Raw genomic sequence first — 11,541 nt, forward strand, 5'->3', positions numbered from 1 at the left:
TACATTGATCAGAAACAAGCCCACTACACAGGGTTATTGATATCGATAAACTCAACCTCAAAGCCATATTCGCTCGCTAACCATTCTCCCAGAGCCTTAACGCCATAACGCTCTGTGGCATGGTGCCCTGCAGAAAAATAATGAATATTTTGCTCTCTTGCTGAGTAGGTAGTCCGCTCTGATATTTCACCAGAGATGAACGCATCTAATCCGTACTGCGCCGCTAGATCGACGAAATCTTGTCCACCACCAGTACACCAACCCACCGTTTTGATGATTCTGTTTGAGCTCGGAGCTACGTGCAGTGGCCGTCGTTGTAAAGCTTGCTCGATTCGTTGACTGAGCTCATCGGCTGTCAACGCTTGTTCAAAATGGCCGAACATGGCGACCGACTGCGGGTGCCCTTCTAATCCGCCATCAACATGAATCCCCAACAAATCAGCTAGCAATTTGTTATTGCCTAATTCTGGATGGATGTCTAACGGCAAGTGATATGCGTATAAGTTTATATCATTTCGTATCAAAGCTCGGATCCGGTGTCCTTTCATTCCACGGATGGACTCAGGCTCACTTTTCCAAAAATAGCCATGATGCACTAATAAAGCGTCAGCATTTCGTTCAATTGCTTGTTCAATCAGCGCTTGCGAGGCCGTCACACCCGTCACAATCTTTTTGATTTCAGTGCGACCTTCAACTTGCAATCCATTAGGGCAATAGTCTTTAATCAATTGAGGATTAAGCTTTTGATTGAGCAGAGCTTCAAGTTTTAAATTATCCATCTTTCATTCCAAAATTGAGTTTTATCATTAGCGTGGTTATAACAATTTCAGGCTAGAATGTCGAAAAATAAGGACGAGAATAATTAATGACAATGGACCTCAACACACTGGCACACTGGGTGTCGACAACCCCTACTCTTTTCCAAGGAGAGGGTGTGGTCGCGGCGCGTACCCCTTTTTTACCCAATGTTCCGACATTGAAAGAAGAATATAGAGGGAACCCTAGATTAGGCTTTCTCTACCAGCATTTATGTTCTTTATTGTTTACGCTAAACCCCACTTATTCCGCCGTTTCTGAAGAAATTCAATTGAACGAAGCAGGAAGTACACTAGGTTCGCTAGATTTTGTCATCAAAAATAAACGCAGTCAGCGTTATGAACATTGGGAAGTCGCAGTGAAGTTTTACCTACTACATCAAGGGCTGTGGTATGGTCCCAATGCTCAAGATCGATTAGATCTCAAACTTGAACATATGCTGAACCACCAATTGACCCTTTCCCAATCAGCCCAATTTAGTGCGGCTTACCCACTTTGGCGTGACGTTAGCCGTCATTTACTGATGCAAGGGCGCTTATATGTAAACCCTTTTCACGATGAGCCTGTTCCTAGTGAATGCCTAGGTTATAAACTCAATCCGTCACAAATTGCTGGTTTTTGGTGTTATCAAAGCCAGTCACATCAAATAGATGAAGCGTTATTCTTACTGGAAAAGCCTCAATGGATTAGCGGGAAAGGTAAAAACTGCACGCGTTACACAGCAAATGAAGAGCATGGTTTTGTGCATTGCCAAAGTGACAGCGGAAAGTTCTGGTTCATCGTTCCCGACAGTTGGCCTCAGCTTTAACCAAGATAATAGACGACTAAATATAAAATAGGCGGCCTCTGGCCGCCTATTTTAATTGATAAGTTTGCTTACAAACCAGCGTCGGCAAAGACTTGATTAACAATCTGTTGCGCTTCCGCTTCGATTTGCTTGAGGTGCTCATCGCCCTTAAAACTTTCACAATAGATCTTATAAATATCTTCTGTGCCTGATGGACGAGCAGCAAACCAGCCATAATCAGTGGTCACTTTTAATCCACCGATGGCTGCGCCATTGCCGGGAGCATGCGTCAAGCGGGCTGTGATCTCATCTCCCGCTAATGTTTGCGCAGAGACCATCTCTGGTGATAATTTGCTCAGCACTGCTTTTTGCGGGCCATTTGCGACAGCTTGAATACGACTATATTTAGACTCTCCATGTTTCGCGGCCAGATCTTCATAATATTGCTGCGGATTTTTACCTGTGACAGCGGTGATTTCCGCCGCCAGTAAGCAAAGGATAATACCGTCTTTATCCGTTGACCAAGGCGTTCCGTCTTTACGCAGGAATGACGCACCTGCGCTCTCTTCACCACCAAAACCGAAGTGACCACTGTATAAGCCATCAACAAACCACTTAAAGCCGACAGGTACTTCACACAGCTCACGGCCAAGATCGGCGACCACACGGTCAATCAATGCACTTGATACTAACGTTTTACCAACAGCCACTTCTTTACGCCATTGCTTGCGGTGACGATACAGATAATCGATGCATACGGCTAAGAAATGGTTTGGGTTCATCAAACCTTTCGGAGTGACAATGCCGTGGCGGTCGTAGTCAGGGTCATTACCAAACGCGAGATCATACTGATCTTTTAACGCTAATAACCCCGCCATTGCATAAGGAGAAGAACAGTCCATACGCACTACACCATCTTTATCGAGTGACATAAATTGGAATGTCGGATCCACCGCTTCGCTCACCAGTGTTAAATCAAGCTGATACGCTTTGCCAATTTGACGCCAATAATCAATACCACTGCCACCGAGCGGATCAACACCCAGTTTTAGATTGGCTTTTTGGATGGCCTCCATATCAATCACATTCACTAAGTCATCAATATAAGGTTTCACAAGATCAACTTGTTTAAACAGCGGCGATTGCTTTGCCGACATAATAGGCAGACGCTTCACGCCTTGCATGCCTTCTGCAATGATCTCATTGGCACGGTTTTCAATCGCTTGGGTGATTTCCCCTTCAGCAGGGCCGCCATGGGTAGGATTGTATTTAATACCACCATCTTGTGGTGGATTATGAGAAGGTGTGATCACAATGCCATCAGCTTTTTGCGCGTGCTTCAAGTTATGAGTCAAGATTGCGTGTGAAATACCCGGAGTTGGCGTATAGCCATTATCCTGTTGAACGATCACTTCAATTTCATTAGCGATCAGTACTTCAAGTACACTAGAAAAAGCAGGCTCAGAGAGTGCGTGCGTGTCTTTTCCGACAAAAATCGGCCCAGTGGTTCCTTGCTGAGCGCGCACTTCTGCTACCGCTTGAGCAATAGCAAGAATGTGGTTTTCGTTAAATGTCGATTTATCCGCGCAACCACGATGCCCCGAAGTACCAAATTGCACTTTATGGTCTGGGTTAGCCGCATCAGGTTGAAGTAAAAAGTAGTTTGCAACGAGCGCAGGGATATTATGTAAGTCTTCCTGCCGTGCTTTTTGTCCGGCGCGTGGGTGCATAGCCATTTTTGACATCCTTTCTTAAAATAACAACGAAATAAAAAGCCTCATGATACGGACTTAGTGGTCCGCAGTATGAGGCTTGAATCAGATTTTTATCTATGAATGGGCACAAATCAGATTGAGTGCGTCACTTTCTCAATAATGTCACTCGGGAAATTCATCAATACCATCAGCTGCTCGATCATCTGTTGTTTGCGGCTAGTATTGTTATTGGTAATGACCCAAAATGGTGTGTTTGGAATCGCTCTTGGCTTGGTTGTCTGCCCACTAGCAAGCAAGGTTTGCTCGTTGTCAGCAAAATACACACGCTTACGTCCTTTCACTAAGGTCGCTTCAGCAAAACTTACTGGATCGATACGGTATAAGGTTGAAAGCACCAACATAAAACGATCAATTGCTTTTTTCAAAGCCGCAAATTCATCAGAAATGAGCAAAGAACGCATCTCTTTTACGCTATCAATCTGTATCTCTTGTACGGCATCTTTACTCACAACAATGCCCTTGGGCTCGGTACTTACTTGCGTCACGACCGCTGCTGCAGACACTTTACCGTCAACATTGAGCAAACGGCGTAAAATATCCGACGCGCTTTCTCCAATATGTTGGGTTTGGCTGGCAATATAACGGTATAGATCCTCATCAACCTCAATTGTTTTCATTCGCTTTTCACAATCTCAATGTTTAAACTCTGAGGGATTATAGCGAGATCTTCACTGATACTCTACGTTAAACCAATCACTAATAAGATAAAATGTCAGTACTTCTTAATTACAAACTCGAAGGTGAAGGTCACACCGTTGTTTTGATCCATGGTTTATTCGGCAATTTAGACAACCTAGGTTTACTTGCAAGAGACCTAAAAGCCGATCACCAAGTATTGAGTATTGACTTGCGCAATCACGGTCAATCATTTCACAGTGAGGAACATGATTACGCGAGCATGGCATTCGATGTTGCTAGTTTACTCGAAGAGTTAGCTTGTGATTCAGTCACGCTGATTGGCCATTCAATGGGCGGTAAAGTTGCTATGAAGCTGGCTGACATCGCCTCATCCAAAGTCGCCAAACTGGTGGTTTTAGATATGGCCCCCGTCAGCTATCAGCATCGGAAACATGATAACGTACTGGCGGGGCTCAACGCGGTTATTGCACAGCAGCCTACCTCGCGAGCAGAGGTCATGGCCATTTTAGCGCAACATATTGAGCTAGAAGGCGTACGACAATTTCTCAGTAAATCGTTATTTAAACGAGAAGATGGTGTAATGAGCTGGCGTTTTAATGTTCCCGCCATTGAAAAAAATTACTGGAATATTTTAGGCTGGGAACCAATCCCTTGCAGCTCTGTTCCAACCTTATTGGTTAAAGGCAGCAACTCTGACTATCTACTAGCGGAACACCAAGAAATGATCCAGCAGCAGTTTAGCCAAGCGAAAGCGCACGTCATCGCCAACACAGGGCACTGGCTACACGCAGAAAAGCCCGTTGAAGTTTTACGAGCGATCAGGAAGTTCATTGGCAGCTAGCCGCTTTACTGTGAAACAACAAGTGTGAAATAGGTACCAATGCGCGCATTAACTTTGACGAATAACAGTGTTATAGTGCGCTCAAGCAAATTGGCATAAAGGATACCCATGCTGTACGACTACATGAACATGCTTGAGTCGATTGGACTCGATCTTCTTTTTGCGTCTATATTTTTCCTTATCGGTATGGCAATAAAAGATGTCCTTAAGCAAGGTAATGTACCGCCATTTGGGCGCCGTATTGTATGGCTAGTTCTGTTTTTAGGTTGTGCTGGCTTTATCCTTAAAGGACTTATCCAACTCAGTTGGGAAGGCACCGGACTGGGATAAAGAACACGCTCATCCGCCAGAAAATGACAAATTAAAGGTAATGATTCTATGGCAAGTGTAGGCCTCTTCTTTGGTAGCGATACCGGTAATACTGAAGCCGTTGCGAAAATGATTCAAAAGCAACTGGGTAAGCAGCTCGTTCACGTTCAAGATATTGCGAAAAGCAGCAAAGAAGACATTGATAATTTTGACTTATTGTTACTGGGTATCCCTACTTGGTACTACGGTGAAGCGCAGTGTGATTGGGATGATTTTTTCCCAGAGTTAGAAGCGATCGACTTCTCGACGAAATTAGTTGCTATTTTCGGTTGCGGCGATCAAGAAGACTACGCTGAATACTTCTGTGACGCGATGGGTACAGTGCGTGACATTATCGAAAGCAAAGGTGCAACGATTATTGGCCACTGGCCAACTGAAGGTTATGAATTCGAAGCCTCTAAAGCCTTGGTTGCAGGTGACAATAGCCACTTTATTGGTTTATGCATCGATGAAGATCGTCAACCAGAGTTGACTGAACAGCGCGTCAGCACATGGGTTAAGCAGATTTATGAAGAGATGTGTTTAGCTGAACTTGAAGGCTAATCTCTTAAACATAAAAAATCCCCTTGCGAGGGGATTTTTTATTGACCCGTATACAACAGCACTCTTTTCTTTACCAAAGTAGACGGCCGATAAATGGAGCAAGCAACACAGTGACCATGCCCGCAATCATCATCACCACACTCGACACTACCCCTTCAGCATTGCCAATTTGATACGCTTTTGCCGTTCCTGCACCGTGCGCGGAAGCGCCAAGACTGGCTCCTTTACCAAGCCCAGAGCGAATGGATAATAACGCTAACACCACTTCACCTACCGCCATGCCTATCACCCCAGTAAGTACCACAAATAGAGCAGTCAGATCACTTTGCCCACCAATTGACTTCGTCGCCTCAACAGCAAAAGGCGTGGTAATCGAGCGCATCGCTAAACTGCGCTGAAGCATATCGGGTAATTCAAACCAACGAGCCAACAAAACCGTGCTTCCCACAGCCACCACAACCGATACGATCACTCCAACGGATAGAGAGAGCCAGTGGCGCTTGATCAACAATCGGTTGTCATAGACCGGAATAGCAAAAGCCACTGTCGCCGGACCAAGTAGCCACAATAACCAATGAGATTCTGCCATATAGGTTTGGTAAGGGATGTGAAAGATCATCACAACAGCCACTAACAATATAGGGGCCAATAGCAGCGGCATTAAAAAAATAGAACGTTTACGTTGATAAAGGCACTTGCTGCCATAGTAAAAAGCCAAGGTTAACAGCAAGCAAAATACACCAAGCAGCGTTGAGGTAAGTAGTGAGCTCATGATGAACGCTCCACTTTGGTTAGGCGTATTGCCCGGTTGCTTTTTCTACGCGCTAATATCAGCTCTAAACGATACATTTTATCAACGGTCCAAGCAGTAATAGCAATGACCATGATGGTACTGATGACAAGTACCGCCATAATTCGTAACCCTTGCTGTTGCATTAACTCTTGATAGTTAACGACCGCAATGACCGCTGGTACAAAGAACAACAGCATTTCCGCCAATAACCAAGTTGCTCCCTTGCGCAGCCAATCAACTTTTACAACTCGCATAATCACTAAAGTTAACAGCAATAGCATGCCCGTTAAATTTGCTGGTAAAGGAATATGAAAAGTGCTGACTAGAAAATCCGCCAAAAACCAGATCATTGATAACGCAGCAACTTGTACCACTGTTTGCAGATTGTTTTTTACTCTTTGGCTGTTTCTTATTCTTTGCATGATGAGACTAATGCCGTTTTGTGAAATTAGTCACATTATATTAAGCCATAAAACCATCGTAAAATGACTTTTTATTATCATTTTCATGCCAAAATGGAATGATAAAAAGGAGATATTATGGATATTAAAGCACTGCGCTATTTTGTTGAGTTGGTCAATCAACAAAGCTTTACCCGCGCATCCGAGCAACTGTTCGTCACCCAACCCACCATCAGTAAGATGATCCGCAGTCTAGAGCAGGAAATTGAACAGCCACTATTACATCGTGAAGGTCGACGTTTCTGGCTTACCGATGCAGGAGAGGTTGTCTATCAAAGAGCGCTAGAGATCTTAGCGCAGATGTCTCAGTTAGAAGCCGAATTGGTCGATCTCAATCAGGTAAAGCGGGGACAACTGCATCTCGGTATTCCACCAATGGTTGGACACCTTTACGCAGGTCTGATCCGCCAATACCGTCAAACCTACCCTCATGTAGAGCTCACCATCGTTGAGTATGGCGGACGTAAAATAGAGCAAGCTATTCTCAATGGCGAAATTGACGTAGCCGTCACCATGCTTTCGCCTCATCCGATTGACAATCTGCGGTCACTCTCCTTAGACAGTTACCCCATTTGCGCCGTACTCCCTGATACATCCCCTTGGAAGCAGCAAGAAGCTATCGGTTGGGAGCAACTACAAAATGAGCCATTTTACCTCTATACCCATGATTTTACGCTGAGTGACTACATCCACTCATTCTGCCTACAACACGGATTTACACCACAAGTTGCAGCGCGCAGTAGCCAATGGGATTTTTTAGTCGCGTTGGTCAAAAGTGGCGTAGGCGTTGCCTTTCTACCCGAACCACTTTGTCGACGAATTCAAGGAGAAGGCGTCTTAGTCAAACCGATGACACCCAGTATTGATTGGCACTTAGGATTAATATGGCACGCGGAACGGTACGTTTCTCGCACCGCCGAAGCTTGGATTGAGCTGTGCCAAATGCAGAACGAACAGCCTTAGCGATCACAAAAAGTAACCATTTTGTCTGCATCACTCTCTTCTCTATATTTAGGTTTTTTGCGCACGTACAATTTACGTTGCACTTCAGAGACCACTTCGCCTTTGGCATCCTTAACATGGATAACAAATTCCGGAAAGCATTTATCCCCATTGGCCGTGCTCACTAAGATTGAATCCAGTTGGTCTTGCGTTATCAGAAACTCCGCATACAAATCAGAATGGCCCGGTTTGATAAAGTTGATGCTGGCCTCTTTGTCCCATACGTAATATTGCTCACCCAAAATCCCCATTAACATCAACGAGTAAACAGGGTCAGTAAGAGAGAAAATGCTGCCACCATACTGAGTGCGATTGGCATTTTTGTTCCACCACCGCAGCTTTAGGCGCATTTTCACCTGACGGAAGTCGCTACTAATTTCATCAATGTGGATACCAGCGCCCCAAAAAGGGGGCCAGCTATTTAACGCCCACTTAACAATATTTGGCTTATAAAATCTTGCTAAAGAGTGATTCATTCCGTGCTCACCTTTTAAACCTATCGACTCAATCACTAATAAATGTTACGCAATTGTAACTGGTAAGAGCTGTTATATCAGTGATATTGCGCGGCTTTGTGACAAATATAAAGTAACCCTTTGAACTTCGTGGTTTATTGTTAGCAGTGACTCCCCTATAATGATCGCAATTATGAATTCTGTTAACTGCTGCAGATCATCAACAGGAAAGTGTATGTCAGATAATAACCAAGCGCTCAAGGATGCAGGTCTTAAAGTTACCCTTCCTAGGCTAAAAATTTTAGAAGTACTACAGCAGCCTGAATGCCAACATATCAGCGCTGAAGAACTGTATAAGAAATTGATTGATCTTGGTGAAGAAATCGGTCTTGCGACTGTTTATCGAGTATTAAACCAATTTGATGATGCGGGTATTGTCACTCGTCACCATTTTGAAGGTGGAAAATCCGTTTTTGAACTTTCAACACAACACCACCACGACCACTTAGTGTGCTTAGATTGTGGTGAAGTGATTGAGTTTTCAGATGAGGTGATCGAACAACGCCAAAGAGAGATTGCCGAGCAATATAATGTACAGCTCACCAATCACAGTCTTTATCTATATGGTAAATGTGCCGACGGCAGTTGCAAGCAGAACCCTAACGCGCACAAGTCAAAAAGATAGCCATCATTCTCAGCCTTGAGCTGGACGATAATAAAAAAGCCGGGTGAATCAATCACTCGGCTTTTTTGTGTAAAGAGAAAGGAGTGCCTTTTTACTTAGGTATGAATTAGAAATAATCTCGAATCAACACTTCCGCAATTTGTACCGCATTTGTTGCAGCGCCTTTTCTCACGTTATCTGCCACTACCCACATGTTAATGCCACTGTGGTGACTGATATCGTTGCGAATACGCCCTACAAGAACCGTATCCTTCCCTCCCGCATCGCGAACTTGCGTGGGGAAATCATTCCCGCTGAATACTTCAATACCTTCAGTTTTCTCTAATAACTCAATAACTTGCTCAGCATCAATCGGTAAGCGTGTTTCAATATGCAGTGACTCAGCATGGCCGTAAAAAACTGGCACGCGTACACAAGTTGGGTTGACCATAATGGTTGAGTCATTGAATATTTTTTGCGTTTCCCACACCATTTTCATCTCTTCCTTGGTGTAGCCATTATCCATAAACTGGTCGATTTGTGGGATGCAGTTAAACGCAATTTGCTGGCTAAACACATCAGGATCGGCCGAAACACCGTTTAACAGCCTTGCGGTTTGTCCCGCCAACTCATCAATGCCTGACTTCCCAGCTCCTGATACGGACTGATAAGTTGATACGTTAATTCGCTCGATACCCACAGCGTCGTGAATCGGCTTTAACGCCACCAACATTTGGATGGTTGAGCAGTTTGGGTTCGCAATAATATTGCGGTTACGGAAATCCGCAATCGCTTCAGGGTTCACTTCAGGCACAACAAGTGGGATATCGTACTCATAGCGGAAATGTGAGGTGTTATCGATGACTACCACGCCTTCTTCTGTGGCAATAGGTGCCCATTTTGCGGACAATTCACCACCAGCGGAAAACAGTGCAATCTGAACTTGTGACCAATCGAAATCTTCAACATTTTGTACTTGTATGGTCTTACCATTGAAGCGGTAGAATTTACCTTCACTACGCTCACTGGCAAGTAGGTAAAGTTCACCAACGGGGAATTTGCGATCTTTGAGCACTTCAAGCATGGTTTCACCAACCGCGCCGGTTGCTCCTAAAATAGCGATATTAAATTCTTGGCTCATTTGTTACCTCTGTTTTAAAACCTAATTTAGCTAAGGGAGTGAGATCACACGACTCACTACCGACGACAGTCATCGCGCTATATTCTCTTCTATCCCAATAAAGTTTACGCATTTGATCAAAAGCACCTGGTTTGCCAATTTCACGGCGAAACAAGGCGTCATCTTTGCGTACGTCATAAATCAATTGGGTTAAACTGTGTAATGTTTCCTCATCCCAACCGCGTGATAAATACACTTTGGCAATGGGAGTCTCGGGTAATAAACTACTGGCATTCGCGCAATGGTCATCGCCAAGATACTCACAAAAACTATTGAAAATCATGGTCGTGCCTCGGGCTTTACCTTCTAACCCATAGCCAGCCACATGCGGCGTCGCAAAGGCGAGCAAAGGCAGCAGTTCCATATCCACTTCAGGTTCAAATTCAAACACGTCTAAAGCGGCAATAAAACCATCATTTTTCTGTAGGCGTTGTTTCAGCGCTTGGTTATCCACCACAGGGCCACGAGCCGCGTTGATCAAGATCTGATCACTGCGCAACTGGGCAAGTCGAACTTCATCAATCAAGTGATGAGTTGGCCATTCACCACTTTTAGTAATGGGTGTATGCAGCGTAATGACATCCGCTTTATCAAGTAAAACATCAAGATGAGTAAACTCGCGGCAATCACCTTGTGCTTGTTTTGGGGGATCGTTGAGCAGCACATTAATGCCAATCCCCGCTAAACACTCGGCTAAATAGCTGCCGACTTGACCAGCACCAATAATGCCAACGGTTTTCTCTAAGGCAGAAAAACCATGCTGCTGTGCTAACACCATCAATACACTGAAAACATACTCAGCCACTCCCACCTTATTACACCCCGGTGCGGCAGTAAAAAAGATGCCTCTTTCAGCCAAAAGCGCTTGATCAACGTGGTCCATACCTGCCGTCGCCGTACCAACAAACTTTAATTTATTGGCTTTCGCTAATAGTGCTTGATTTACTTTCGTAACAGAACGAATCATCAAGGCGTCAACGTCGATAAGATCATCAGCTGTTAAGCTTCTACCGGGTTTCAACACCACCTCACCAAGCTGGCTAAATAACGATTCAGCATAAGGCATGTTTTCATCAATAAGGATTTTCATAGCGGAGTTCACAATTTTCGAAATTGAAGGAATTGTGCAGAAAAGCGCACAGACTGTCGAGAAGAAATCCCGCTTTCCATAAAAATGCCCGGCTCCTCACGGAAACCGGGCAAAAACCCAGAACAA

Annotated in this window: 14 protein-coding genes; 6 read left to right on the forward strand and 8 right to left on the reverse strand. The window is 44.4% G+C overall.

From position 1 onward, the window contains the following. Nucleotides 1–23 precede the first annotated feature (23 nt). Entirely contained in the window at nt 24–779 is a 756-nt protein-coding gene (locus AACT18_RS16635; protein WP_094125602.1) for a Nif3-like dinuclear metal center hexameric protein, read from the reverse strand. A gap of 86 nt (nt 780–865) precedes the next feature. On the opposite strand from AACT18_RS16635, the gene AACT18_RS16640 reads away from it, so the two are divergent. Then, nucleotides 866–1,624: a DUF1853 family protein gene (locus AACT18_RS16640; RefSeq protein WP_017042721.1), complete on the forward strand. Its 759-nt coding sequence runs from the start codon at nt 866–868 to the stop codon at nt 1,622–1,624. Between the two features lie 68 nt (nt 1,625–1,692). Here AACT18_RS16640 and pgm read toward each other — a convergent pair whose 3' ends face one another. Both pgm and seqA read right to left on the reverse strand, forming a co-directional pair. Continuing rightward, nucleotides 1,693–3,339, reverse strand: coding sequence for a phosphoglucomutase (alpha-D-glucose-1,6-bisphosphate-dependent) (pgm, locus tag AACT18_RS16645; protein ID WP_026028060.1), 1,647 nt, complete (start codon nt 3,337–3,339; stop codon nt 1,693–1,695). A 110-nt stretch (nt 3,340–3,449) separates the two neighbouring features. Then, nucleotides 3,450–3,995, reverse strand: a complete 546-nt coding sequence (gene seqA / locus AACT18_RS16650; RefSeq protein ID WP_010318681.1) for a replication initiation negative regulator SeqA — start codon at nt 3,993–3,995, stop codon at nt 3,450–3,452. 92 nt (nt 3,996–4,087) lie between these two features. Between seqA and AACT18_RS16655 the strand changes: the two genes are divergently transcribed. The 3 genes from AACT18_RS16655 (at nt 4,088) to fldA (ending at nt 5,770) form a co-directional block, all read left to right on the forward strand. Next, on the forward strand, nt 4,088–4,858 hold the full coding sequence (locus AACT18_RS16655; RefSeq protein ID WP_094124703.1) for an alpha/beta fold hydrolase: 771 nt from the start codon (nt 4,088–4,090) through the stop codon (nt 4,856–4,858). Between the two features lie 108 nt (nt 4,859–4,966). Continuing rightward, on the forward strand, nt 4,967–5,188 hold the full coding sequence (locus AACT18_RS16660) for a DUF2788 domain-containing protein (protein ID WP_010318683.1): 222 nt from the start codon (nt 4,967–4,969) through the stop codon (nt 5,186–5,188). A 48-nt stretch (nt 5,189–5,236) separates the two neighbouring features. After that, a complete protein-coding gene (fldA, locus tag AACT18_RS16665) occupies nt 5,237–5,770 on the forward strand; it encodes a flavodoxin FldA (protein ID WP_013856340.1) in 534 nt (177 codons plus the stop codon). A 70-nt stretch (nt 5,771–5,840) separates the two neighbouring features. Here fldA and AACT18_RS16670 read toward each other — a convergent pair whose 3' ends face one another. Both AACT18_RS16670 and AACT18_RS16675 read right to left on the reverse strand, forming a co-directional pair. Continuing rightward, nucleotides 5,841–6,542 carry an LrgB family protein gene (locus AACT18_RS16670; protein ID WP_013856339.1) on the reverse strand — a complete coding sequence of 234 codons (702 nt, stop codon included), beginning with the start codon at nt 6,540–6,542 and terminating at the stop codon, nt 5,841–5,843. Next, on the reverse strand, nt 6,539–6,985 hold the full coding sequence (locus AACT18_RS16675) for a CidA/LrgA family protein (protein WP_017042726.1): 447 nt from the start codon (nt 6,983–6,985) through the stop codon (nt 6,539–6,541). Before AACT18_RS16675 ends, AACT18_RS16670 begins: the two co-directional genes overlap by 4 nt. A gap of 117 nt (nt 6,986–7,102) precedes the next feature. Between AACT18_RS16675 and AACT18_RS16680 the strand changes: the two genes are divergently transcribed. Then, nucleotides 7,103–7,987 (forward strand): LysR family transcriptional regulator, encoded by an 885-nt coding sequence (locus AACT18_RS16680; RefSeq protein ID WP_029388096.1) that lies wholly within the window; start codon nt 7,103–7,105, stop codon nt 7,985–7,987. Here AACT18_RS16680 and AACT18_RS16685 read toward each other — a convergent pair. Next, nucleotides 7,984–8,502, reverse strand: coding sequence for a DUF4442 domain-containing protein (locus AACT18_RS16685; RefSeq protein ID WP_010318688.1), 519 nt, complete (start codon nt 8,500–8,502; stop codon nt 7,984–7,986). The two genes, AACT18_RS16680 and AACT18_RS16685, sit on opposite strands and share 4 nt — an antisense overlap. 214 nt (nt 8,503–8,716) lie before the next feature. On the opposite strand from AACT18_RS16685, the gene fcrX reads away from it, so the two are divergent. Further along, nucleotides 8,717–9,166, forward strand: a complete 450-nt coding sequence (gene fcrX / locus AACT18_RS16690) for a ferric iron uptake transcriptional regulator FcrX (RefSeq protein ID WP_010318689.1) — start codon at nt 8,717–8,719, stop codon at nt 9,164–9,166. A 106-nt stretch (nt 9,167–9,272) separates the two neighbouring features. Here fcrX and AACT18_RS16695 read toward each other — a convergent pair whose 3' ends face one another. Next, nucleotides 9,273–10,286, reverse strand: a complete 1,014-nt coding sequence (locus AACT18_RS16695) for an aspartate-semialdehyde dehydrogenase (RefSeq protein WP_013856334.1) — start codon at nt 10,284–10,286, stop codon at nt 9,273–9,275. Continuing rightward, nucleotides 10,270–11,415 (reverse strand): 4-phosphoerythronate dehydrogenase, encoded by a 1,146-nt coding sequence (locus tag AACT18_RS16700; RefSeq protein WP_026028062.1) that lies wholly within the window; start codon nt 11,413–11,415, stop codon nt 10,270–10,272. The genes AACT18_RS16695 and AACT18_RS16700 overlap by 17 nt, the downstream gene beginning before the upstream one ends. Between the last annotated feature and the right edge of the window lie 126 nt (nt 11,416–11,541).

Origin of the sequence: Vibrio sp. V04_P4A5T148 (genome assembly GCF_963875605.1) — a bacterium.
Classification (GTDB): domain Bacteria; phylum Pseudomonadota; class Gammaproteobacteria; order Enterobacterales; family Vibrionaceae; genus Vibrio; species Vibrio anguillarum.